The sequence below is a fragment of the Ligilactobacillus sp. LYQ135 genome (genome assembly GCF_053711055.1).
This window is the reverse complement of sequence record NZ_JBSJYT010000008.1, coordinates 54,959-81,184: the sequence shown is the minus strand read 5'-3', so window position 1 is coordinate 81,184 and position 26,226 is coordinate 54,959. Positions and strand designations below refer to the sequence as shown.

Below are 26,226 nucleotides of genomic sequence, written 5' to 3'. Positions count from 1 at the left end.
AGCAACGATTTCCAAGTTGTCTGATACTTCAGCAATGCGACGGAATGCTAAACGGCCGATACGACCAAAACCATTAATACCTACTTTTGTAGTCATATTAATATTCCTCCTAAAAGGTAAATTTATACTAAAGGACATTAATAAGATTAATTATCCTTAACACTTTTGAATTATAGCAGTAAAAATATGTAGTTGCAAGCATATTCAACTTATAAACACTTAAATTGAAATTATTGATTAAAATCGTTTCCAAATTACGCTTTCATTTCACTCAAAAACCGAGTACAATAATTACAATGCTGCAACTATTTATAAAATTTTAATAGAATTAAAAAAAGGTTGCAACCGCAGTTACAACCTCAACTATAAATGCGCCAACTGGGAGTCGAACCCAGATTACAAGAACCGGAATCTTGTGTGCGATCCATTACACTATCGGCGCATTACTTATATTATATTATCTTATTAATACTAAAATTGCAACTGTAATTTTCATATGAGAGGAATCTATCATGAAATTTTCTCAAAATTTAAATCAAAATCAAGTTCAAAAACTTGCAATGACTCAACAAATGCAACAATCAATTCGGCTTTTGAAGGCTACTACTGATGAATTACACTCATATTTAAAACAAAAAGAATTAGAAAATCCATTTATTGAAGTTTCAACATTTGCTCCTTCAAGCGATACTCAAGTGGATTTTACTCAATTTGCTGCAAATATGCATCAACAATCTTTAGACGATTATTTGCTTGATCAGGTTCACTTAACAATGCGCGATACTCCAATTCGGACAATGGTAATTTATTTAATTGAAAATTTAGATGATAATGGATACTTAAATCTTAATTTTAATGATTTATATGAAAAACAAAAATTTGACAAAGTATTGGTTGAAGATGCTTTAACGCTACTCCAACAACTTGATCCCCCTGGAATTGGTGCACGCAATTTACAGGAATGCTTACTATTACAAACAGAATCAGACGATTTTGCTCCAGTATTGGCATATCCGATTTTAAAAAATGATTTCGCTGATTTTACTGAGAAAAAATGGGATAAAATTGCTAAAAAATATCATACTACAACTGCAGAAATCGAAAAGATTCTTATTTATGTACGGACTCTTTCACCTGCTCCAGGAGCGATGTATCAAAATAATGAAACTGAATATCTTTATCCTGACTTGATTGTTAAAGTAACTGAAGGAACTATTGAACTTAAATCGACTAAATATGCCCAACCACAAGTTACTTTCAAACAAAATTATTTTAATAGTTTTGCTAATAATCAAAGTGGTGAGTTACAAAAATTTTTAAAAGATAAAAAAGCTGAGTATACTCAAATTACAACTCAAGTTCATCAACGTACTAACACAATTTTTAAGGTTGGAAAAGCAATTGTTGAGCAACAACTTGAGTTTTTCACCAATGAAAATCATCCACTTAAACCATTACTTTTGCGCGATATTGCTCAAAAACTTCAACTGCATGAATCTACAGTTAGTCGTGCAGTTAATGGTAAATATTTAAAAACAGATTTTGGTATTTATGAATTAAAATCATTCTTTACAAGTGCTGTGCATTATGCAGAAGATCAAAATTTAAGTGCCAATGATGTGCAAACTCAAATTCAAACATTGATTAATAATGAAAATAAAAAACAACCTTTATCTGATCAAAAAATTGTTGATTTATTGAAAGCAAAAGAAATTAAACTATCTCGGCGAACCGTTGCGAAATATCGTACTAAACTTGGAATCCCCTCATCTTCTAAGCGCAAAATATTATAAAAAAGAATGCAATCAACTGACTGCATTCTTTTTCATTTTATTCTTTTGAATTTTTCTTAGCTTTTTTAGACATTTCCCGTAATCCAGGAATCATTAACATTACTACAAAACTTAGTAAATACATAACTGATAAAAAGCCCATTACAATTCCAATTGAAAATTTCGTCATTAAAAATCCAATTACAAGTGTTGAAAAACTTCCGATTGCCTTTCCCACATTCATAATAAAGTTATTGGCTGTTGCTGAAATATCAGTTGGATATAGGTAATTCATAATGGCACCATAGCCACCATACATTCCATTGGCAAAAAATCCCACAATGGCACCTAAAATAACAAGTTCAACCATGTTTCTTGCTTGGATTAAAGCATAAATTACAAATGCAGCTCCAATCAAGAAAATTCCAAATGATTTACGTGGTCCTAAATGATCTAAAATATTTCCAAAAACAAACATTCCAATACACATACCAACAATGGTTGAAATCATCCATAGTGACGATCCTTGGACTGTAATTCCTAGTTGTTTTTGCACAATTGTTGGTAACCAGTTCATTAAACCATAGTAGCCACCAGTTTGAACAATTAACATGAAAATCAATCCTAAAGTTTGAGCTGCCATCCGGCCATTTTCAAATAAGCGACTAAATGAAACTTTAGGTTTATCTTCTTTAGCTTGATTTTTTAAGAAAGCATCACTTTCTTTTAGTCCTTTTCGAATGAAGAACGCTAAAATAACAGGGAAAACTCCAATTAAGAAAAGCACATGCCATCCAAATCGTGGTAAGATAATTGCTGATAAAATTGCAGCTAAAATCCCACCTAACTGACCACCAATACTTGCAATTGCAGTCATCCGACCATATTGTTTTTCAGAGAAGTGTTCAGCGATTAACGCCATTCCAACTCCATATTCGCCTCCTTCACCAAATCCAACAATGAATCGTAAAATGTAGATCCAATAAATATTATTGGCAAAGTACATTAAAGCGGTCGCACCGGCAAAAATAAAAATCGTATATGAGAAAATTTTGACCCGACCATACTTATCACTTAAAATCCCAAAAACTAATCCACCAAGTAACATTCCTAGATTAGTAATGGTATTAATAAAGCCAGCTTCAGTAGTTGAAATTCCTAAGCTGACAATAATTGATGATAAAGCAAAAGACATGAAATTAAAATCCATGTTTTCAAAAGAAAAACCAGTCGCAGTAGAAGCAATTACCCGTTTTTGCTTTTTACTTAGACTGGTTTGGTTTGAATTTTCCATAACTATAATTCCTCCAAAATTAATGCTCACGGGCATCGTTTATTTTGACCTATGTCTTTAACTATTTTACTCGAATACTAAATTAAATCAAATTAAAATTTTCTAATTAAGCATCAAAAAAGGTTGTGATAAATACCACAACCTTTTTTGATCAACTTTATATTCCCTGAAATAAATTTAAACTTCCCCAATGTGATTACTCTTCACATACTTCTTCTTTCTCAGCAGCTTCTTCTTGTTTTTCTTCAATTTTTTCTTCAGCAGTTTCATTTTTCATAATCCAGTTGTATTTCCGTTTCAAAACTAATAGCAAAATACATGCTACAGTATAAAAACCACCGGCAATATAATATGCAGTTGCGTAACCTGATGGACTCTTTAATAGCACTGTTGAAGTGAAAATTCCAACAATAATTCCCATAGCAGCATTAACAATTGTAATTAATGAACTAAATGCAGGTCGTAAGTTTTTAGGCACTAATGCCATTTGCAATGACTGTTGAATTGGCATTGAAGCATTTGCTAGTCCTGAACGTAAGAACAAAATAATTCCAATTGCAAGTGCTACTCCTGAACCAAACATATTTCCCCGTGCCATTAAAAACATTAATGGAACACATGATAATGTCATTACTGAAATAGATACAATTGAACCCAGTTTTCTTTCAAGCCATGGGGCAAAAGTATATCCAATTAACATCGCAAATGTTTGTAATGTAATAATCGTTGAAACTGTTCCCCGTTGAATATGTAAATAATTATTCAAGTAAATTGAAAAGTATGGTGTAATCAAATAAGCACCAAACCGAATTAATGCAAGAAAAACTACAAATAATACAATGTCTTTTTTAGCAAGTAACTTAAAGTTAACTGCTTTTTTAGCTTGTCTTTCTTCTAATTCTGCTTCCGTTTCAATATAATCACTTGGACGTTCTTTTAAAAACAATGAACATACAAACGCAAGTGCAGTAAAAGCAACGGCAATGTAAATTACTAACTTATATGATGTAATGTAGGCACTTAAAGTGTCACCTGTCATTTTCGCTTGATCTCCTGATAAAACAGAAGCTTTACTATAACTAACATGCATTAAATTACTGAAAACCCAAACAACCACTTTACCCCCAAAGAAGGTTACAATTGCTTGCGTTACTAAGTTAGTAACCATTACTGCTGACATCATAAACGTTCTAATTTTACGTGGAACATAAACAGAATACATCAACGGATACATAAAATCATAAATCCCTATTCCAGCCATTAAAATCGCATATGAAATCGCAATTAATTCTGTGTTGTTGCTATAAATCATGGCAAAAAGCGTTGCAATTGTTAAAATTGGTGCAACAATTAAAACTTTTTTATAACCTGTTTTATGAATATAAATCAACATAATTGCCATTAATACTGAACCAATCGCAGTATAAATATTTAATCTTGTAACAACATTTGGTGCAACCAAATCTAAATATGATGTCAAAGTATCATTAGTAATCCCCGTTACAGCCCCTAAAAGGCCATAAATTATAATATATACAAAACAATTTCGCTTATATCTTTTCTCCCAGTGTAACGATGGATCGTTCAAAGCAGGCATACCAGACATAGCAACATCTCCTTAATTTTTATTTAACTAAAACGTTAAAATTATTATACCACCCTTTTTAATTAATTTCTAATATTTTTTAAATGAATTTGTAATTTTATTATCACATTATTAATCAACACCTCACAATCATAAAGATTAACAACAACCGTATCTTCATTTGACCTTTTTTGACCAACGCGTTAGAATATAATCAACTTAAGTTATGTGATAAACTTAATTCAGTAATTTTAATATTAAGGAGGACGAATTCAATGAATTTAGTTCCAACAGTTATTGAACAATCTGCACAAGGCGAGCGTGCATATGACATTTACTCACGTTTATTAAAAGATCGCATTATTATGGTATCAGGTGAAATTAATGATGATATGGCAAATGCCATTATCGCTCAATTACTTTTCCTTGATGCTCAAGATTCAGAAAAAGATATTTACATGTACATTAACTCTCCTGGTGGCTCAGTTTCTGCTGGGTTAGCTATTTATGACACTATGAACTTTGTTAATGCTGACGTGCAAACAATTGTTATGGGAATGGCTGCATCAATGGCTTCAATTTTGGCAACTGCCGGTACAAAAGGTAAACGTTTTGCATTACCTCACTCTGAAATTATGATTCACCAACCTCTTGGTGGTGCTCAAGGTCAATCAACTGAAATTCAAATTGCTGCTGAACACATCTTAAAGACACGTGAATTGATTAATGAAATTTTAGCTGATCACACTGGTCAGTCAATTGAAAAAATTAACCAAGACACTGATCGTGATAACTTTATGACTGCTCAACAAGCACTTGATTATGGTTTAATTGACAAGATCATGGTTAATAAGAAAAAAGAAAAATAAAATTTATTAAATAAATAGGGCTGTGACTAATGTCACAGCCCTATTTATATTATTTAGCAGTTAGCTTTTCTGCCATTTCGTTAATCTTTCTTAATCGGTGATTGATTCCTGATTTAGAAATTGGTCCACCTGGAACTAACTCACCTAATTCTTTTAAACTTAACTCTGGATGAGCAACTCGAACCCGCGCAACTTCCTGTAATTTTTCAGGTAGTTTATCTAATCCAATTTGTTCATCTAGAAATTTAATATTTTCAATTTGCTTATTAGCAGCATCAGCAACTTTATTCAAATTTGCTGTTTCGCAATTTACAATTCGATTTACAGAATTGCGCATATCTCTAACAATCCGGATATCTTCGAATTTTAGCATGGAATTAGTTGCTCCAATTAATGAAAGAAAATCAGCAATTTTTTCTGCTTCTTTTAGATACGTAATGTACCCACTTCTACGTTCAGTTTTCCTTGCATTCAAGCGATAGCGATTCATCATTTCACAAATTGTATCATTGTGTTCTTCATATAAAGAATAAATTTCTAAATGATAACGTCCCGTTTCAGGATTGTTAACTGATCCAGTCGCTAAAAATGCTCCACGTAAATATGAACGTACTTTTAAATCATTATCTAAAAATTGCAACGGAACAGTCTGTTCAATTTGAAGTCCATTTAAAATATCTAAGTCATTTAAAACATGTTCGCTATCGTGTCGCAATTTTACAATGTACAAATTATTTTTCTTTAACTTCATCTTCCGGCGTACAATCAATTCACTTTCCACGTGATAAAATTGCTTAAGCAACTTATAAATTCGCCGTGCAGTTGCCGGATTTTCCGTTTGAACCGAGAGCACAAAATGATGATTTTCAATACTCAATGAGCCATTCATGCGAATGAGTGCCATTAACTCCGCTTTACCATTCCCTTCTTCATGAACTTCTAGCATTGTTAATTCTTTTTTTACATCACTTGCATAGGACAACTCAACTCATCCTTTCTTTAGTTAATCCATGATTGAGGTCGTCCTAATAATTGCATTAATTCTAAAACAACTTGATTACCATCATGAAATACACCGTGATTTTTTAATTCTAAAAAGTTATCTGAAATTACCCGGCATCCTTCTTCACGTAATCCCTTAAAATCATGCTTAACTTGTTCTAGGTATTCATCATACTTTTGACGATCCATATAATCATCTGGTACCGATTCAGTATTAACAAGTACAGTATTAATGAATTTTTGGTGTAAATGTTCATGTAATACCCGTACGTGTTGCGCATCTGTGAAGTGTTCAGTTTCACCTTTTTGCGTCATAATATTACAAATATAGACAACTTCAGCATTACTTTTTAAAACTGCTTCACCTACATTGCTAATCATTAAGTTAGGTAAAATACTAGTAAATAAACTTCCTGGTCCCAATACAATTTGATCAGCATTTAAAATTGCATCAATTACCTCTGGAACTGCCTTTGGTTTAGTATCATCAATTGCTGTTACCCAAACGTTTTTGATTGTCTTACCTGCTGCTGAAATTTCTGATTCACCTGCAAGGGTAGTCCCATCGTCAAAACGCGCATTTAACGTTAATGGTGTATTAGATGCCGGATACACATGACCGTCAACTTTCATCATTTCTGAAAGCTGTTGAACGGCTTCAAAAATATCATCATGATCCATTTCTGAAAGTGCCGCAATAATTAAATTTCCAATTGCATGTCCTGAAAAAAATTGGTCATTACTTTTAAATCGATACTGAAAAATTTCTTTATAAATTGAAGGCAATTCGGACAATGCAACCATGGCATTTCGAATATCTCCTGGAGGAACTACGTTAATATAATCACGAATTACCCCAGAAGAGCCTCCATCGTCAGCTACTGTTACTACAGCTGTAATATCTACATTTTGCTTTTTTAGCCCCTTTAAAATTACGGGAAGACCCGTTCCGCCACCAATCATTACAATCTTTGGTCGTATTCTACTCATGAGCGGTTTACAGTCTCCTTTCTGCGATTAATATCACGATGAGAGATTGAAACTTGATATCTTTCCTTTAAATAATTTCCGATGCGCTGAGTAAGTGCAACAGAACGATGTTGCCCACCAGTACAGCCAATTGCAATTACTACGCTCGTTTTTCCCTCTTTGATATAACCAGGAATTACTGTTTTTAAAAGCGCCTTAAAGTTAGTAAAAAATTCTTCTGTTTTATCCGAATCCATTACATAATCATACACGGGCTTATCAAGCCCCGTTTTACTCCTTAATTCAGGCACATAATATGGATTTGGTAAAAAACGTACATCCATAACAATATCAGCATCAATTGGTAAACCATACTTAAATCCAAATGACATTACATCGATATGAAATGGATAATCACTGTCAGTTTCAAATATGTGAAAAATTTCTTCTCGTAATTGTCGTGGAGACAACTTGCTTGTATCCACAACCATTTGTGCTTGCGTTTTAATTCCTGCTAACAATTCGCGCTCACGTCGAATACCATCTAAAGGACGACTCTCACGTGATAACGGATGAGCACGCCGGGTTTCTTTATACCGTGCAACTAATTCTTCATCTGAAGCATCTAAAAATAAAATGCGAGTATTGATTTCATGATGTGCTTGTAATTCAGGCAAAATCTCATTAATTTCATCGTAAAAATTACGTGCACGTAAATCTACTACCAAAGCAACTTTATGAATTTTACCAGCTTCAGTTACTAATTCCCATAGTTTTGGAAGCAATTTAGGAGGCATGTTATCTACACAAAAGTAGCCTAAATCTTCAAAACTTTGCATTGCCACGGTTTTCCCCGCACCACTCATTCCAGTAACAATTACTAATTCATTTGGTTCACTCATTGTGATTTCCTCCCTCAATGTACATTACAATCCAAAAATTTTCATCACTTACAGTCTATTATCGCATTTTTTTAACGTTTATTTAAGATTTGTTTTAAATATTTTCCAGTATAACTGTGATCATTTTGAGCCACTTCTTCTGGAGTTCCAGTCACTACAATTGTTCCGCCCCCTTCGCCACCTTCTGGACCTAAATCAATTAAATGATCTGCATTTTTAATTACATCTAGATTATGTTCAATCACTAAAACAGTATTTCCTTTATCCACAAGCCGTTGTAAAACTTTCAACAACCGGTTGATATCATCTGAATGCAAGCCCGTAGTAGGTTCATCTAAGATATACAATGTCTTTCCTGTAGCCTTTTTATGCAATTCAGATGCCAATTTCATCCGCTGAGCTTCACCACCAGAAAGGGTCGTAGCTGATTGCCCTAAATGAACGTAACCTAAGCCAACATCTGAGATAGTTTGCAATTTTCGTTTGATTTTAGGAATAGCATCAAAGAAATCTAAGGCTTCATCCACAGTCATATTCAATACTTCAGCAATATTTTTACCTTTATACTCTACTTCCAAAGTTTCAGAATTAAATCTTGAACCATGACACACTTCACAATCAACGTAAATATCTGGTAAAAAATTCATTTCAATTTTTATGATCCCGTCACCTTTACAAGTTTCACAACGACCACCTTTAACATTGAAACTGAATCTTCCCTTATTGTATCCCCGCATTTTCGCTTGATTGGTTTGGGCAAATAACCCTCGAATATCATCAAATACACCTGTATAAGTGGCAGGATTACTTCGTGGAGTTCTTCCAATTGGAGATTGATCAATATTAATCACCTTGTCTAAATGATCTACTCCAGTAATTTTACGATATTTTCCTGGTTTATCAGTTGTATTATGATTAATTTTTTGTGCCAAAACACGTTCTAAAATTTGGTTAACTAAAGTTGATTTTCCTGAACCAGAAACACCCGTAACAGCAATAAATTCACCAAGCGGAAACTCTACGTCAATATCTTTTAAATTATTTTCACAAGCGCCATATAACTTAAGCATTTGTCCATTACCTTGACGGCGTTTATCTGGAACTGGAATGAATTTCTTTCCTGATAAATATTGGCCAGTTAATGATAATTTTTTCCGCATTACTTGTTTAGGCGTACCTGCTGCCATGACTTTTCCACCATTTGCACCTGCACCTGGTCCAATGTCAATTAAATAATCAGCAGCTTTCATCGTATCCTCATCATGTTCTACCACAATTAAAGTATTTCCTAAATCACGCATGGCTTTTAATGATGCAATTAAGCGATCATTATCACGTTGGTGTAATCCAATTGAAGGTTCATCTAAAACGTAAATTACCCCTGACAAGTTAGAGCCAATTTGGGTGGCTAACCTAATTCGTTGAGCCTCACCCCCAGATAAGGTGCGGGCCGAACGACTTAAAGTCAAATAGTCTAAACCTACATTTTTCAAAAAGGTTAAGCGATCATGTAATTCTTTTAAAATTGGACGCGCAATTTGTTCTTTTTGTTCACTAAACTGTTGTTTATCAAAAAATGTCAGTGCTTTTTCAACTGGTAAGTCAGAAACTTCACCAATGTGCAAGCCATCAATTTTAACTGCCAATGCTTGAGGATTTAACCGGTACCCATGACATGCCTTACACTGTTGACTAGTCATATATTGACGTAAAATATTTTGATTAAACATACTATTTGAATCATGATAGCGCCGATCAATGTTTGCAATGATTCCCTCGTATTCCATATCCACATCACGCACTTTGCCAAAATCATTTTTAAAGTGAAAATGAAATGTCCGTGAATCACCATTTAACAACGCTTTTTGTTGTTCTTGAGGTAATTTTTCAAAAGAAGTATCCATGTCAATTCCTGCAAACTTGCAGTATTGTTCTAACAATGAATAATAGTATTTTGAACTACTTGGTCCCCAGGGCACAATTGCACCTTGAGCAAGGGTTTTACTTTTATCAGGGACAACTAAATCAGCATCAACTTCAATTTTTTCACCTAAACCATCACACTCTGGACATGCTCCAAATGGGGCGTTGAATGAAAATAACCGTGGTTCAAGTTCTTTAATTGAAAAACCACAGTAGGGACATGCCAAATGTTCTGAAAATTGCAACACTTGATCGCCAATTACATCAATTGCAACATATCCATTAGTTAATTTTAAAGCCGCTTCCACAGAATCGAATAACCGGGAGCGAATGCCTTCCTTAATAATAATTCGATCAATCACAACCGAAATAGTATGTTTTTTATTTTTATCTAACTCAAATTCTTCATCAATTTCATGAATTTGACCATCAACCATCACCCGCACAAAACCTTCACTTTGAATTTTCTTAAAGACATTTTTATGTTGTCCTTTTTTCTCTTGAATAACTGGTGCTAAAACTTGAATCTTAGATCTTTCTGGCAAATTCATAATTTGATCAACAATTTGTTCAGATGATTGGCTGGTAATTTGGTGACCATCATTAGGACAAATCGGAGTTCCTACACGTGCCCACAAAAGGCGTAAATAATCCGTAATTTCAGTTACAGTTCCAACTGTTGAACGCGGATTTTTGGAAGTTGTTTTTTGATTAATTGAAATTGCCGGAGATAATCCATCAATTGAATCTACATCTGGCTTTTCCATTTGTCCTAAAAATTGGCGTGCATATGAAGATAAGCTTTCAACATATCTTCTTTGACCTTCTGCATACAATGTGTCAAATGCCAATGAGCTTTTTCCCGAACCTGACAATCCCGTAATTACTACAAGTTTATTTTTGGGAATAGTAACATCAATATCTTTCAAATTATGCGCTCTTGCGCCTCGAATGATAATTTTATCTTGTGCCAAACTATTACTCCTTATCTAGCTTATTTGAGCTTCTAATTCTAAAATCGTATCACGCAATGAGGCTGCCTCTTCAAAGTTTAAGTCTTTTGCAGCTTGTTGCATTTGTTGTTTCAATCTTTCAATCATTTCTTGTTGCTCTGCCTTATTCATCTTACTGAACTCTACATCAGTATCAACAGAATCATCATCTTTTTCATTATTCATTACTGAAATTTGTGCCCGCACATCTTTTTTGACAGTCTTTGGTACAATATGATGCTTTTTATTATATGCTTCTTGAATTGAACGCCGCCGTTTAGTTTCATCAATTGCGGCTTGCATTGAATCAGTGATCTCATCAGCATACATAATTACATGTCCATTGACATTACGTGCAGCACGACCAATCGTTTGAATTAACGACCGTTCGTTACGTAAAAAGCCTTCTTTATCAGCATCTAAAATTGCAACTAACGATACTTCCGGAACATCAATTCCTTCACGTAATAAATTAATTCCAATCAACACATCAAATTTACCTAAACGTAAATCACGGATGATCTTGGTTCTTTCCAAGGTTTTAATGTCTGAGTGAAGATACTTAACCCGAATTCCTAATTCTTTAAAATAATCAGTTAAATCTTCTGCCATTTTTTTAGTCAGGGTGGTTACAAAAACGCGTTCATCATTTTCTACGCGTTGATTGATTTCGCCAACTAAATCATCCATTTGTCCCATTACCGGACGAACTTCAATTTGAGGATCAAGTAATCCAGTTGGACGAATGATTTGTTCAACTACATGATTAGTTTGTTCCTTTTCATATGGTCCTGGGGTAGCCGACATATAAATAATTTGATGAACATGGTTTTCAAATTCTGCTAATTTTAATGGTCGGTTATCTAATGCACTTGGTAATCTAAAACCATAGTCAACTAACATTTGTTTACGTGAAATGTCCGCATTATACATTCCGCGCACTTGAGGCATTGTAACGTGAGATTCATCCACAACAATTAAAAAATCTTTAGGGAAGAAATCTAACAATGTGTATGGCGGTTCACCTGGCTTACGTCCATCCATGTGTCTTGAATAATTTTCAATTCCTGAAGTGTAACCCATCTCTTTTAACATTTCAATGTCATAAGTTGTCCGTTGCTTTAAGCGTTGTTCTTCTAGCAATTTGCCTTCATCATGCAATTCTTTTGCGCGTGCATCTAATTCGGCTTCAATTCCATTAATCGCATGTTCTAATTGATCTTCATTTGTCATAAAGTGAGTTGCAGGGAAAATTGCAACGTGATTGCGATCACCAAAAACTTCACCTGTAAGGGGATCAATTTCGCGAATGCGATCAATTTCATCACCAAAAAATTCAACTCTTAAAGCCCGATCATCGTGAGAAGCAGGGAAAATTTCAACCACATCTCCACGAACCCGAAAACGTCCCCGTTGAAAATCAATATCATTGCGTTCATATTGAATATCAACAAGATCTTTTAACAATTGGTCCCGATCTATTTCTTGCCCTACTCGTAACGAAATCGTATGTTTTTGATACTCAAACGGACTCCCTAAACCAAAAATAGATGAAACAGATGCAACCACGATTACGTCATTTCGTTCTAATAATGCACTTGTTGCTGAGTGGCGTAATTTATCAATTTCATCATTAATACTTGAGTCTTTTTCAATGTACGTATCACTTGAAGGAACATAAGCTTCAGGCTGATAAAAATCATAATAACTGACAAAATATTCAACTGCATTATGAGGAAAGAATTCCTTTAACTCACCATACAATTGGCCTGCAAGAGTTTTATTATGCGCCAATACAAGCGTTGGTTTATTGTTATTTTTAATCACATTTGCAATTGTGAATGTTTTTCCGGTTCCTGTAGCTCCAAGTAAAATTTGAGATTTTTCTCCCTTTTTTAATCCCGCTGTTAACTCCTTAATTGCTTTAGGTTGATCACCAGTAGGTTCATATGGAGCAACTAAATCAAATTTTTGATCCGCTTGTCTTTCAATCACAGTTTCAAACTCCCTTCTTCAAAATCTCAGTACTAGATATTTTATCACATCGAACGTATTTTCGCATAATCAGTTGTTTACTTTTGTAAATAAATTTTCAACAATTTATTTTAAAACAAGCCCATCAACTAAGATTCAAAATTTCAAATTAATTATTTGTCATTTTATTCTTAGTTGATGGGCTTTAATTTAACTATTATTAGCCTTTAACAAAGGCCATTACAGTATCTTCAAATTGTTGCCGTTTTGCAAAAGCTTCATCTTGAGTATTTGCTTGAGTCCCAATATAAAACTTAATTTTTGGTTCTGTTCCTGAAGGGCGAACTGCAATCCAAGTACCATCTTCTAAAATATATTTTAATACATTAGATTGTGGTAAGTTAATTTGTTCTACTGAACCATCTGCATGTGTTTTAGTTGATTTTTCAAAGTCTTCAAGTGCCACAACTTTGTAACCAGCAAATTCTGTAGGTGATTCTTCTCTAAATTTAGTCATTAAATTTTTGATTTCTTGGGCACCCTCAACTCCATCAAAAGTTAATGATAATGTTTTTTCAGCAAAGTAACCATATTTTTCAAATAATTCTTGTAAGCCGTCATATAAATTCATGCCTTGTTTCTTATAAAAGGCTGCTACTTCGGCTAACATTACAAGTGATTGAATGGCATCTTTATCACGGACAAATGGACGAATTAAGTAGCCATAACTTTCTTCAAACCCAAACATAAATGTATGATCACCAGTATCTTCAAAGTTTTTGATTTGTTCAGCAATAAACTTGAAACCAGTTAATACATTAATCATTTCAACATTGAAGTCTGCTGCGACTTTAGTTGCAAATTCACTTGAAACAATTGATTTTACCGCAGCTGCATTTTGAGGTAAAGTGCCAGCATTTTGATGTGCAGTTAAAATGTAATTTAACATAATTGCTGCAATTTGGTTACCCGTCAATAGTTTGTATTCGCCATCTGGTTGTCGGACAGCTGCTCCTAAACGGTCAGCATCTGGATCAACCCCAATCAATAAATCAGCGCCTTCTTTTTTACCTAATTCAATTGCCAAATCAAAGGCTGCTGGATCTTCTGGATTAGGTTTATCAATAGTTGAAAAGTCTGGATCTGGCATTGTTTGTTGTGGAACCATTGTAAAGTTTTCAAAACCAACTTGTTTCAATGCTTTTTCTCCAAGCATTGCACCAGTCCCATGAAGCGGAGTAAAGATCAATTTCATGGTCTTACCTTCTTGTGCGACTAGTTCGCGGTTAATTGTTACTTGGTTGACTTCAGCTAAATATGCTTGATCAATTTCGTCACCAATAATAGTCATAATGCCATCTCCAATCAAGGCATCTTGATTGGCAACTTCGATAGCAAAAATATCTTTTACTTGCCGAATATATTTTGTAATCATATCTGATTCTTTTGGTGGCATTTGAGCTCCATCTTCGCCATAAATTTTGTAACCATTATATTGTTTAGGATTATGACTAGCAGTAATCATAATGCCAGCATATGTATGTAAGTGGCGCACTGTAAATGATAGTTCTGGTGTAGGACGTAAACTTTCAAAAACAAAAGTTGGAATTCCATGAGCACCTAAAACGCGGGCAGCATCAAATGCAAATTCTTGTGAATAATGTCTAGAATCATAGCTAATTGCTACTCCGCGTTTTCTAGTTTCTTCATCAAGAGTTTCCATAAAAAGTGCTAATCCTTCAGTTGCTTGGCGCACTGTATAAATATTCATGCGATTAATTCCTGCACCTAAAACGCCCCGCATTCCTGCAGTTCCAAATTCTAGTGGTGTATAAAATGCATCTTCTAATTCTTCTTTATTATCTTTTAATTGTTCAAGATTTGCTTTTAAATCTGGTACTAAGTCTGAGTAGTTAACCCAAGTTTGATAATTTTCTTCCCAACTCATATTATCACCTTCCAAAACTAAATTTTATTTATTCGATAACTGATATTTTTAGAGTTCATTTTTAATTTTACTATAAAAGCGTTTTTATCGAAACAATATTAACGTTTTCTTATGGATTAATCGCCTTTTCATCTAAATAATAAGGTTGTTGTGTTTTTTTTCGACGAACAACCCACAAAATTAATGCAGTAAAAAAGAAAATAAATGATAGCCATTGCGAAATTCGTAATGGTCCAAGCATTAAACTATCTGTTCGCATGCCCTCAATAAAGAATCTTCCAAATGAATACCACATTATATAAGTGAGAAAAATTTCTCCACGCTTAAATAAATGTTTACGGTGTCGTAATGCTAATAATAATATAAAACCTAAAATGTCCCAAACCGACTCATATAAAAAGGTAGGTTGATAATAGGTTCCATTAATGCACATTTGCTGCACGATAAAATTAGGCAAATGCAAAGTATCTTGTAAAAATGACAAAGTTGTAAGTGCACCATGAGCCTCTTGATTAATAAAATTACCCCATCGTCCAATTCCTTGGGCCATAATTACAGTAGGTGCAATAATATCTAAAAACTCCCAAGCAGAAATTTGCCGTTTTTTACAAAAAATCACTAAAACAATTGCTGCTCCAATTAATCCACCATAAATTGCAATTCCTCCATCCCAAATTCGATAAATCATATCAGGATGAACTGAATAATATGGCCATTGAAAAACAACATAGTAAATTCGTGCACAAATAATTGCAATGGGCAATCCCCAAAGAAGATAATCATAGATGTTTTCTTCATCTAATCCACGTCGATTTCCTTCACGAATCGACAACACTACCGCTAAAAATACACCAGTAGCAATAATTATTCCATACCAATGAACCATAATTGGTCCGAAATTAAATGCAATCGGATCGATTGCTCCTTTTAAAGTTAACACATTGGTCCTTCTTCCGCTTATTGATCTTCTGATGAATGTTCTTGAATCAAGTTATTCAAATTCTCATCAAATTTTTTAGTGGCATCATACCCCATTGTCTTAGCACGATAGTTCATTGCTGCAGCCTCTACAATAATCGCCATATTCCTACCAACTTTAACTGGAATTGTAATCTTAGGAATCGTTACTCCTAAAATTTCTTGGCGTTCTTCACCGCTACCTAACCGATCAAACTGCTTATCTTTACTCCAGTTTTCCAAATGCACAATTAGTGAAATATGGGCACGTGAACGGACTGCTCCGGCGCCATATAAATTCATTACATCAATAATCCCAACACCACGAATCTCAAGTAAGTGCGTTAAAATTTGTGGAGGTTCACCGTAAATTGTCATTTCATCTTGTTTATAAACTTCAACCCGATCATCAGCAATTAACCGGTGTCCACGCTTGATTAAATCAAGTGCGGTTTCAGATTTACCAACTCCTGAATCACCAGTAATCAGTACACCTAAGCCATAAATATCAACTAAAACGCCGTGCAATGATTGCCGTGTTGCTAATCTTCCTTGTAAATAATAGGTAATTTTAGATGCAATTCGTGAAGTTGGCGATTTAGTCCTTAAAATTGGAATATTTTTTTCACTAGCTGCTTTCGCCATCCCTTCTGGAATTGGCAAATCACGTGCCACCACTAAACAAGGAGTTTGGGGAGTACATAGTCGTGCCATTACCTTTTCTTGATTTTCTTTTGATAATCGTTTTGAAAAGGAAATTTCTGTCATCCCAAAAATTTGCACCCGTTCGTTGGGATAATAATCAAAATATCCTGTCAACTCTAAACCGGGACGCGAAATATCATCTGTTTTAATTCGATGTTTTTCTAAAAATTCTTCTCCTGAATATACAGTTAGATCACAAGCATCAACTAACTGCTTAACAGTTACACTTCTCACTTCTATTCCTCATTTCTGAAAGCCCTTTTATAAATCTATTGTACCATTTATTATCTTCAAAATTAGCTATTTTGAAAAATAATCTGAAACAATCATGTTAACAATACTAATAATTACCGCTACAATAACAGCACTGCCAAAGTTACTAAAGTAAAAATTAGGTGAAAGTGCCCATGAAGCAAGTTGTAACATGAATGCATTAATACAAATATAAAACAAGCCGAAGGTTAAAATAGTGATCGGCAGTGAAAACAAGACAATAATTGGCTTAACAAACCGATTCAACAGACCTGTAACTACCGCTGCCACAAATGCCATTAAAATACTTGAAACATGAAACATTTGCGGAAAAAAACCAGCGATTGCAATAAAAATTAATGCATCCAGAATCGCTCTTTTCCAAAAACCCATTTAAATTCCCTTCTTATTTTTTTATATCTTTTTCTTTAACGTCTCGAATTACCTTACGTCCATTTGAATTTGACGAATGTGTTCTAGTTTGATTTTCAAAAAGTGAGCTAAAACTATCTTTTTTTTCATTTGGATTAACTGGCAATGCAAGTGCCAAAATTAAATAAATTCCAAAAGGTAAAAGAAGTGCCCGGGCGAAAAATGAACAAATTAAAGTAAAAACTAAATAACCAATGCGCACATATTTAGGATTAATTCCAAAATAATCAGCAAAACCACCACAAACGCCAAATAAAATTCGATGTGTATTTGAACGATAAAGCTTCTTTTTCAATTAGTTTCCTCCAAATCAATATTTACTTCTAAATAACACAATCCCTAACTCATGTGGAGAATCATTATAAATTGCTCCTTCAGTAATTTTCAAGTCACCTGTAAAAGTTTGCACTTTCAAATGAACATATGCTGAATTTAATTGAAGTGCAGCATAAAATTGATTTTCATCTGAAACTAAACGTCCATTACAATTTAAAATGATGTCTCCTGGTTCTAAATTCATTTTAGCAGCTGGAGTATCAGGACGAATTGCAACGACGCGAATTCCAGTATTAACTTCGCTATACCATTGTTTTGCTTGCTCATCAATGATTTTTCGCCGCACAGCTAACCAAATAGCACAAATTAATGGAAATAACCAAAAAACAATTCCTAATTTTGGTAAAAGTAAATTTAATCCTGCACTAACTGCTGTTACAATTACTAGCATTATATTTTGTTTCCGGTAAATTTTCAAAACATCTGCTGATTTTTGTTTTAAAAATTGACCAACACTTGCTACTAAAAATGGCAAGATAAAAAAACTAAAGTGAGCATCTCCGAGATGCAAAACAGGTAAAAAGTTAAGGTAATGAGTTAATTCGCCTGGAATTAAAATTACAAGTGGCAAAACAGTCATTTCCCGCCAATAATATTGGGCAATGCGATTACCTCTTTTGCCTTCTTTAACTTGAGGCGTAAACCAAATTTGGTCATTTTTGCTAACTAAGCGTTGTTTTACAAAGTAATTAATCGCAGTCAGCAATAAAATTCCTGACAAGATTCGTGGTGAATGCAAATTTAATATTCCTAAAACATAAAGGGGAATCGTACTTAAGTCGACATACTTTATAAAACAAAGCGCTATAATCGCTAGCAGTTCATAAATGCCAATCATCTGACGTGGTAAAAATAGTCCTAGAACAATTGAAATAATTGACATCAAAATCCCGTATCCTAAGGCTTTTTTTACAAAATGACGTGGTTCATACCAGTCTTTATTAATTGCAATGCGAAAGTTTTTCCGCTCACTTTTAATCCGCATTGTATGCAATAAAACACTGGTAAGCACTCCAACCCATAAAAGTGGTTGAATCAAAAATAGTCCAACCAATTTTAAAATTTCCATCATATGGTCCTTTCTATTTTATTGTGGATTTTCTTGTTGTAATTTCCATTGTAAATAAGCATTGATAAAACCATCCAAATCGCCGTCCATCACACTTTGAACATTTCCAGTTTCATAGTTTGTGCGGTGATCTTTAACCATTGAATATGGATGAAAGACATAAGATCTAATTTGAGATCCCCATCCAATATCCATTTGTTCACCTTGAATAGCTTTCTTTTGTCGTTCCTTTTCTTCTAATTCAAGTTGGTATAATTTAGCTTTTAACATGCTTTCAGCAGTTGCTTTATTTTGAAATTGTGACCGTTGTGCTTGACTTGAAACCACAATTCCAGTTGGAATATGAATTAATCGAACCGCTGATGAGGTCTTATTAATATGTTGTCCACCGGCACCACTAGCACGAAAAACTTCCATTTTAACATCTTCTGGGCGAAGTTCAACCTCAACAGTGTCATCTAATTCGGGCATGACATTAACAGAAGCAAATGAAGTATGTCGTCTCCCCGCAGCATCAAATGGTGAAATGCGCACTAACCGATGAACACCTTTTTCACTTCTTAAATAACCATATGCGTTGGTTCCTTCAATCATCAAGGTCACACTCTTAATTCCGGCTTCTTCACCTACTTGAAAATCAGCAACTTCAACCTTAAACCCATGCTGTTGTGCCCAGCGAGTATACATTCTCATCAACATTGAACCCCAGTCTTGTGATTCTGTGCCACCTGCACCAGGATGAATTTCAACAATTGCATTATTACGATCATACTCACCATTTAATAACATCGAAAGTTGATAACTTTCCATTTGACGATTAGTTTTTGCTAATTTTTCTTCAAGTTCAGTCTGTAATTCTTGGTCCGTTTCATCTTCTTGAACAAGTTCAAACAAAACTTCTAATTCTTCACTTGCATTTACCAATTGATTAAAATTATCATATTTATTTTTTAAAGCATTATTTTCATTAATTAACTTTTGTGCTTTTTTGCCATCATCCCAAAATGAAGCTTGTGCCATAGTGGCTTCATTTTGAGCAATTTGTTCTTCAAGACTATCTAAGTCAAAGAGACCTCCTAAAATCTGAGATTTGAGTGTTAATTGTTTCTATTTGATTGCGATAATCAGCTAATTCCATTTAACATGCTCCTTTACTTTTAATATCTATATTATACATGAATACCGTTTATAAAAAACAAAAGGTCGCATTTTTTACGACCTTTTGTAATAAATTTAATTAACGCCGAATATTTTGCCGAATTTCTGCTTTCAAGAACAATTTTGTTACATCTGCTTCAATATCAGCAATCATTCGCTCAAACATTTGATAACCATCTGATTGATATTCAACCAATGGATTCAATTGACCATAGCCACGCAATCCAATTGATTGTCGTAATTGATCCATTTCATCAATGTGAGTTGTCCAGTGATCATCAACAACACGCAAAATAACAACTTTTTCAAATTCAAGCATTTGGGCTGGATCACTCAATTGACTTTGTTTTTCTTGATAATTTTCTTCAGCACGTTGCATCAAGTATTCATTGATTTCTTCAGGCTTTTTCCCTGCTAAATCATTAGCGGAAATTGTACCTTCTTTTACCATATTAGCTTCAGCAAATTCTGCTAATGCTTCAAGATCCCATTCAGAACGATCACCTTGAGTATGCACTTCAACAACGTGTTTAACTGTACGTTTAACCATTGCCATAATGATTGGTTTCAACGTTTTTTCTTCAAGAATTACTTGTTGACGTTGTTTATAAATAACTTCACGTTGAGCACGCATTACATCATCATATTGTAAAACTTGTTTCCGTGTATCATAGTTATTTCCTTCAACTCGTTTTTGAGCTGATTCAACTTGCTTAGTAATCATTTTTGATTGAATCACAGCATCATCGTCAGCAATCTTCATTCCTTGCAAAAGATCTTTAATCTTTTCAGAACCAAAACGCAACATCAAGTCATCTTCAAGTGACAAATAGAATTGGGATAAACCTGGATCACCTTGACGACCAGAACGTCCTCTTAATTGGTTATCGATTCGCCGTGATTCGTGTCGTTCAGTACCAATTACCGCAAGTCCACCTAAGTCCCGTACGCCAGGTCCTAATTTAATATCAGTTCCCCGTCCGGCCATGTTAGTAGCAATTGTCACTGCACCTTTTTGACCAGCATTAGCAACAATTTCAGCTTCTTTAGCGTGATTTTTAGCATTCAAAACAGCATGTGGAATGCCCCGTTGATCTAATAATTGAGAAAGATATTCAGAAGTTTCAACGGCAACGGTTCCGACTAAAACTGGTTGTCCAGCTTTGTGGCGACGTTCGATATCATCAGCAACGGCATTAAATTTACTCTTCAATGTTGGGTAAAGTAAATCAGCCCGATCATCACGAATTACTGGTTTATTAGTAGGAATTGCCGTAACTTGCATATTATAAATTTCCCGGAATTCCTCTTCTTCTGTTTTCGCTGTCCCAGTCATCCCCGCTAACTTCTTGTACATTCGAAAGAAGTTTTGATAAGTGATGTTAGCCAATGTCTTAGTTTCTTCTTCGATTTTAACTTTTTCTTTAGCTTCAATTGCTTGATGCAATCCATCAGAATAACGCCGACCATCCATGATCCGTCCAGTAAATTGATCAACGATTAAAACTTCGCCATCTTGAACTACATAATCTTTGTCACGAATCATAATATAATTAGCCCGTAAAGCATTATCTAAATGATGATTTAAAGCGGTATTATCTGGATCAAATAAGTTTGTTAAACCAAAGTATTTTTCAGCTTTTTGAATTCCTTCTTCAGTCAATGAAACTGTCTTTGATTCTAAATCAACGTTAAAGTCATCATCCTCTTTTAAGGTTTTAGCAAACCGATCTGTACGAACATATAATGAAGTTGAGCCGGTTGCTTGTCCTGAAATAATCAATGGGGTTCGAGCTTCATCAATTAAAATTGAGTCAACCTCATCAACAATTACATAATTTAATGGACGTTGAACCATATCTTCTTTATAAACAACCATGTTATCACGCAAATAATCGAATCCTAACTCACTATTAGTTGAGTAAGTAATATCTGCATTATAAGCTTCGCGTTTTTCTTCTGGTGACATTGTTGAAACATTTAAACCAACCGTTAAACCAAGCCATTTATAAAGTTCACCCATTTCAGTTGCGTCACGTTCTGATAAGTATTCGTTAACTGTAACTACGTGTACACCATCGCCTGAAAGTGCATTTAAATAAACTGGCATTGTGGCTGTTAAGGTTTTTCCTTCACCAGTTTTCATTTCAGCAATATTCCCTTGATGTAAAACAATTCCACCTAAAATTTGAACGTGGTATGGATATAATCCTAAAACTCGTTTTGCAGCTTCCCGTGCAACCGCAAAGGCTTCTGGAAGCATATCATCTAAACTTTCTCCATTTTGATAACGTTTTTGAAATTCTGGCGTTTTAGCCTTTAATTCTTCATCTGTTAAATTTTCCATTTCATCTGCATGTGCCTCTACTTGATTTGCTATTTTATCAAGGCGTTTAATTTCGCGTTTATCACTTTCAACCCATTTTTTAAGAATATTAACCATATCTGATTCCCTTCTAAAGTTCCATTTGGTTAATTGAAAAATATACCAAGTTTAATCATATCATTTTTCCTATAATTTTTAAACATAATCTCTCGTGTTTTTTTTAAGGTGTTACAAAAACATCAAAGATGCCAAAAAGAAAAGGTTGCAACAAAAGTTGCAACCTTTTTTGCCCACAATATTATACCAGTTTTATTTTAAATTATTCTTCATTAATATCAATTAAACCAAAGCGGCCATCACGCCGACGATATACAATGTTAATATCATTAGTTTCTGAATCTTTGTAAATAAAGAAATTATGACCTAACATTTCCATTTGCAAAATAGCTTCTTCACTATCCATTGGTTTAACTGCAATGTTCTTAGTTCTTACGATTTCAATTTTCTTTTCATCAAGATCATCTTCTGGATCAGCAACAAAGTCTGCATGTTCATAACCTTTTTCACGTGACTTCCGATTAATTTTAGTTTTATGTTTTCTGATTTGACGAATCAATTTATCAGTTACTAAATCAATGCTGCCATACATATCTGGTGAAGTTTCTTCTGCTCTTAAAACTAAGTATGGAAGAGGAATAGTAACTTCAACCTTTGCTGTTTTATCTGGATAAGTTTTTAAATTGGCATGTGCTGTTGCCACTACATTTTTATCCAAGTATTTATTTAATTTTGATAATTTCTTATTAATGTAATCCCGAATAGCCGAAGTTACTTCAATATTTTCTCCACGTACGTTAATCTTTAACATAGTAAAACTCTCCTTTCGCAACTGAGTATTGCTACTCAAAGGAGGCGCTTTCCTCCTCACTTATTATTATAATAAAAAAGGATACATTAAACAAATATATCAACGCTACATGCCTTAAAAAATATATAAATTTAAATTGATCTTAATAATTAACGTCCTAATGTCATTGAGCAAACTTGATTTACATTAGCTTTTAAAAAGATTTCTTGGGCATGGTATAAAGTTTGTCCTGTAGTATAAATATCGTCAATTAACAAAATATTTTTCTGTTTCACTTCAAATTTTGTACTAAGTTTAAATGGCTGCTTGGTTTGTAATCGTTCTTCACGCTTTTTATGCGATTGTCTAATTCGTTTATGCATATCTTGCATTTTTAAACATTCACATAATGGCAAGTTTTCGACTAAACCTTTAACTTGATTAAACATTCGCGTGTGAGCAGTCTCTTGGTCAACAGGAATGGGGACATAGATCCACTTTTTAGCAGAATACCTTTTTTGAATAGCCTCTTCAAATTCAGCTTGAAAAATTTTTCTTAAATGGTAGTTTCCCATGAACTTATACTGTTTGAAAAATTCCTTCATTGCTTGATTTTGGTAAACATACAAGGCCTTATTATGAAGTAATTTTTTCTTTTTTCGCTGCCATCTTTGACAATCTGCACATAAGTTAGCTTGAATTTTACCACAGCCTAAACAAGTAGGTCCTTCAATTTTAACAAATCGTTTTTGGCAATCTTCACAAATAAATTGTTCTTGAATTTTAGCAACTGAAAATAGCCATTCTAAATCGACTTTATAATTTAAGTTTCGGTTGCATAACAAACACTTCTCATTCATTTAATAAATCACGCGCCTTTTGATTTAATCGTTTAATTTGAGCAGCTGCTTCTTTAACATTCCAATTGTAATGATGAACGACAAAATAAACTTCTCCTTTAGGGTATTTTTTATCACGTCCAACTCGACCTGCAATTTGAACTAATGAAGAGCATGAAAAATTATGATCTTCCGCTCCAATGACTGTTAAATTTAAGTTACTAAAAGTTACTCCTCGTTCTAAAATCGTTGTCGTTACTAAATAATGTAAGTCAAAAGAACGAAATTGTTGTATTTTGACACTTCTTTGTGGATCATTTGCATGAACAGATTCACCTTTTATTTTGGCAGATAAAATTTTACGCATAGTCTTTAAGACTGGTTGTAAGTATTTTATTTGAGGAACAAAAATCAAGACTCTCCTTTGTTCCTCAATCCATTTTTGAATGAGTTTCACTAATTTTTGAGGTAATTTTTCCTGTGCTAAATTTTCATATAAATTTTCTTCTAAAATAAACTGAACCTCTGCTAACAAGTGTTTGTGAAAACGTAATGGTAAATAACTTGCTGATAACTGATGAGTTTGAACTTTTCTTAAAGTTTTTCCATCAGGAGTTGCTGATAAATAAATTTTACTAGCATCTTTTTTTGCACGCACGCTTCGCCGCTAATTGCAAAGTTTCATTTTTTACAAAAGGAAATGAATCAATCTCATCAATGATTAAAATGTCAAAAGCATGGTAGAAATTCAATAATTGATGAGTTGTACAAATCGTTAGTTGACTGTAAAAATATTTTTGGGAACTTTCTCCATGCAAAAGCGCAATCTTAATTTGCGTAAATGCACTTTGTAAACGGGGATATAATTCGTTACATACATCAATTCGTGGAGTAGCAATCGCAATTCTTTTTTTCAACTTTAAATTGGCTGCTAACATCTCAAATAATATCTCCGTTTTACCAGCACCTGTAACTGCCCATACTAAATGATCTTGCTTTTGAGCAACCTTTTGCATTAATTCAGTGGAACAGCTTTTTTGATAAGCATTCAAGCAACCTTTCCAAGTTAAAATTTTATTTGGAACATCAAAAGCATTGGGCTCATCCACGTGATACAAAAAATCTTTACTAGTGAGTCTGCCAAGTTGAATACAATTTGCACAGTAATATGCTTTATTAGGCAATTTTACGTTTTTTTTGAGATTTTTAAAATGGCAGCGATGACAAATAGCATACTTTCCTTTTAATGATATTGCTTTTTGTCCAGTTAAATTTAATTGTATAATAGTACTATTCGGTACTTGTTTTGCGGTAAACAACCGCCCATATAAATTTGAAACATCCATTATACTTCCCTCCACTATTTATATACGCATTTTATTGCTTTTTTTGAAGGGAATTACAAGGAGGATTTATGAAAGAAAATTATCTAACAATTAAAAAAGACGGTTCTTATACCGAAGTTATCAAAAAATCCGAATTCATTTGCTCAATTAAGCGAACTAACAGTGAACAAGAAGCAAATGATTTCATTGAAGAAATTTCTCGTAAACATAGTAAAGCGACCCATAACTGTTATGCTTATCTTTTAGGAATGCGTGATGAAATCCAACGTGCAAGTGATAACGGTGAACCTTCAGGAACCGCTGGCGTACCAATTTTAAATGCACTAAAGCAAAATAAAATTCACAATATTACTGCAGTCGTTACCCGATATTTTGGTGGAATAAAATTAGGAACTGGTGGATTGATTCGGGCTTATAATGGAACAACTGCAAATGCAATCAAACAAATTGGGATTGTTAATCATGTTGTAATGAATCAAGTTTCTTTTAATTTAAGTTATGCTGATTTTGAAAAAGCCAAATACTTTTTAGAACAACACCAAATTCCAATTGATAATGTTAGTTATGCAGAAAATGTAGTTGTTTCAATTCTTCTATCCAAAAATAATATCAATGAATTTCACCAACAGTTCAAAGAATACTTTAATAAACCAATTGAACTGCGCATTGGTAAAGAAAGTTATGCAGATGTTGAAGTAAAGTAAAATAAAACAGGTCATGTTAGCATGA

23 protein-coding genes and 1 tRNA gene are annotated in these 26,226 nt (G+C 33.8%); 3 read left to right on the top strand and 21 right to left on the bottom strand.

Going from position 1 to position 26,226, the window contains the following annotated elements; translation table 11 throughout:
- Together ACWCL1_RS07270 and ACWCL1_RS07265 are read right to left on the bottom strand one after the other, a co-directional pair.
- The coding region (locus tag ACWCL1_RS07270; RefSeq protein ID WP_454546244.1) for a glyceraldehyde 3-phosphate dehydrogenase NAD-binding domain-containing protein at positions 1-96 on the bottom strand (96 nt) is incomplete at its 3' end.
- A gap of 274 nt (positions 97-370) precedes the next feature.
- Positions 371-442, bottom strand: a tRNA-Arg gene (locus ACWCL1_RS07265).
- A gap of 70 nt (positions 443-512) precedes the next feature.
- On the opposite strand from ACWCL1_RS07265, the gene rpoN reads away from it, so the two are divergent.
- Positions 513-1,793 carry an RNA polymerase factor sigma-54 gene (gene rpoN / locus ACWCL1_RS07260; protein WP_454546241.1) on the top strand — a complete coding sequence of 427 codons (1,281 nt, stop codon included), beginning with the start codon at positions 513-515 and terminating at the stop codon, positions 1,791-1,793.
- 37 nt (positions 1,794-1,830) lie between these two features.
- Here the strand turns inward: rpoN and ACWCL1_RS07255 are convergent, their stop codons facing one another.
- Positions 1,831-3,066, bottom strand: a complete 1,236-nt coding sequence (locus ACWCL1_RS07255) for an MFS transporter (protein ID WP_454546240.1) — start codon at positions 3,064-3,066, stop codon at positions 1,831-1,833.
- 196 nt (positions 3,067-3,262) lie between these two features.
- Complete coding sequence (locus ACWCL1_RS07250; protein WP_454546239.1) at positions 3,263-4,672, bottom strand: MFS transporter; 1,410 nt, start codon at positions 4,670-4,672, stop codon at positions 3,263-3,265.
- Between the two features lie 254 nt (positions 4,673-4,926).
- Here ACWCL1_RS07250 and clpP point away from each other — a divergent pair, with 254 nt between their 5' ends.
- Complete coding sequence (clpP, locus tag ACWCL1_RS07245) at positions 4,927-5,520, top strand: ATP-dependent Clp endopeptidase proteolytic subunit ClpP (RefSeq protein WP_454546238.1); 594 nt, start codon at positions 4,927-4,929, stop codon at positions 5,518-5,520.
- Positions 5,521-5,569: 49 nt separating this feature from the next.
- On the opposite strand, the gene whiA is transcribed toward clpP, so the two are convergent.
- From whiA to ACWCL1_RS07160, 17 genes are all read right to left on the bottom strand, one after another.
- Positions 5,570-6,502 carry a DNA-binding protein WhiA gene (whiA, locus tag ACWCL1_RS07240; RefSeq protein ID WP_454546237.1) on the bottom strand — a complete coding sequence of 311 codons (933 nt, stop codon included), beginning with the start codon at positions 6,500-6,502 and terminating at the stop codon, positions 5,570-5,572.
- Between the two features lie 17 nt (positions 6,503-6,519).
- Positions 6,520-7,512: a gluconeogenesis factor YvcK family protein gene (locus tag ACWCL1_RS07235; protein WP_454546236.1), complete on the bottom strand. Its 993-nt coding sequence runs from the start codon at positions 7,510-7,512 to the stop codon at positions 6,520-6,522.
- The gene (rapZ, locus tag ACWCL1_RS07230; RefSeq protein ID WP_454546235.1) at positions 7,509-8,393 is read right to left on the bottom strand and encodes an RNase adapter RapZ; all 885 of its coding nucleotides are present in this window, start codon (positions 8,391-8,393) and stop codon (positions 7,509-7,511) included. Before rapZ ends, ACWCL1_RS07235 begins: the two co-directional genes overlap by 4 nt.
- 71 nt (positions 8,394-8,464) lie before the next feature.
- Positions 8,465-11,290: an excinuclease ABC subunit UvrA gene (gene uvrA, locus ACWCL1_RS07225; protein ID WP_454546234.1), complete on the bottom strand. Its 2,826-nt coding sequence runs from the start codon at positions 11,288-11,290 to the stop codon at positions 8,465-8,467.
- Between the two features lie 15 nt (positions 11,291-11,305).
- Positions 11,306-13,303, bottom strand: a complete 1,998-nt coding sequence (uvrB, locus tag ACWCL1_RS07220; RefSeq protein ID WP_454546233.1) for an excinuclease ABC subunit UvrB — start codon at positions 13,301-13,303, stop codon at positions 11,306-11,308.
- 199 nt (positions 13,304-13,502) lie between these two features.
- Complete coding sequence (locus ACWCL1_RS07215) at positions 13,503-15,230, bottom strand: phospho-sugar mutase (RefSeq protein ID WP_454546232.1); 1,728 nt, start codon at positions 15,228-15,230, stop codon at positions 13,503-13,505.
- A gap of 109 nt (positions 15,231-15,339) precedes the next feature.
- Positions 15,340-16,170 carry a prolipoprotein diacylglyceryl transferase gene (gene lgt / locus ACWCL1_RS07210; RefSeq protein ID WP_454546231.1) on the bottom strand — a complete coding sequence of 277 codons (831 nt, stop codon included), beginning with the start codon at positions 16,168-16,170 and terminating at the stop codon, positions 15,340-15,342.
- Between the two features lie 17 nt (positions 16,171-16,187).
- Positions 16,188-17,126 (bottom strand): HPr(Ser) kinase/phosphatase, encoded by a 939-nt coding sequence (gene hprK / locus ACWCL1_RS07205; protein WP_454546230.1) that lies wholly within the window; start codon positions 17,124-17,126, stop codon positions 16,188-16,190.
- 66 nt (positions 17,127-17,192) lie between these two features.
- Positions 17,193-17,537 (bottom strand): phage holin family protein, encoded by a 345-nt coding sequence (locus ACWCL1_RS07200; RefSeq protein ID WP_454546229.1) that lies wholly within the window; start codon positions 17,535-17,537, stop codon positions 17,193-17,195.
- A 13-nt stretch (positions 17,538-17,550) separates the two neighbouring features.
- Positions 17,551-17,871 carry a PspC domain-containing protein gene (locus ACWCL1_RS07195; protein ID WP_454546228.1) on the bottom strand — a complete coding sequence of 107 codons (321 nt, stop codon included), beginning with the start codon at positions 17,869-17,871 and terminating at the stop codon, positions 17,551-17,553.
- 15 nt (positions 17,872-17,886) lie between these two features.
- A complete protein-coding gene (locus ACWCL1_RS07190; protein ID WP_454546227.1) occupies positions 17,887-18,981 on the bottom strand; it encodes a PDZ domain-containing protein in 1,095 nt (364 codons plus the stop codon).
- An 18-nt stretch (positions 18,982-18,999) separates the two neighbouring features.
- Positions 19,000-20,119 (bottom strand): peptide chain release factor 2 gene (gene prfB / locus ACWCL1_RS07185; protein ID WP_454546226.1). Its coding sequence is split into 2 segments (ribosomal slippage): positions 19,000-20,046 and positions 20,048-20,119, totalling 1,119 coding nucleotides; the frame shifts between segments, so codons are not numbered across the junction.
- 99 nt (positions 20,120-20,218) lie between these two features.
- On the bottom strand, positions 20,219-22,582 hold the full coding sequence (secA, locus tag ACWCL1_RS07180) for a preprotein translocase subunit SecA (protein WP_454546225.1): 2,364 nt from the start codon (positions 22,580-22,582) through the stop codon (positions 20,219-20,221).
- Positions 22,583-22,784: 202 nt separating this feature from the next.
- Entirely contained in the window at positions 22,785-23,333 is a 549-nt protein-coding gene (hpf, locus tag ACWCL1_RS07175; RefSeq protein ID WP_454546224.1) for a ribosome hibernation-promoting factor, HPF/YfiA family, read from the bottom strand.
- Between the two features lie 149 nt (positions 23,334-23,482).
- Entirely contained in the window at positions 23,483-24,172 is a 690-nt protein-coding gene (locus ACWCL1_RS07170) for a ComF family protein (RefSeq protein ID WP_454546223.1), read from the bottom strand.
- Positions 24,165-24,809, bottom strand: coding sequence for a helicase-related protein (locus tag ACWCL1_RS07165; protein ID WP_454546222.1), 645 nt, complete (start codon positions 24,807-24,809; stop codon positions 24,165-24,167). Before ACWCL1_RS07165 ends, ACWCL1_RS07170 begins: the two co-directional genes overlap by 8 nt.
- Positions 24,787-25,497, bottom strand: a complete 711-nt coding sequence (locus ACWCL1_RS07160) for a DEAD/DEAH box helicase family protein (protein WP_454546221.1) — start codon at positions 25,495-25,497, stop codon at positions 24,787-24,789. Before ACWCL1_RS07160 ends, ACWCL1_RS07165 begins: the two co-directional genes overlap by 23 nt.
- A gap of 68 nt (positions 25,498-25,565) precedes the next feature.
- Between ACWCL1_RS07160 and ACWCL1_RS07155 the strand changes: the two genes are divergently transcribed.
- Entirely contained in the window at positions 25,566-26,201 is a 636-nt protein-coding gene (locus ACWCL1_RS07155) for a YigZ family protein (RefSeq protein ID WP_454546220.1), read from the top strand.
- Positions 26,202-26,226 lie beyond the last annotated feature (25 nt).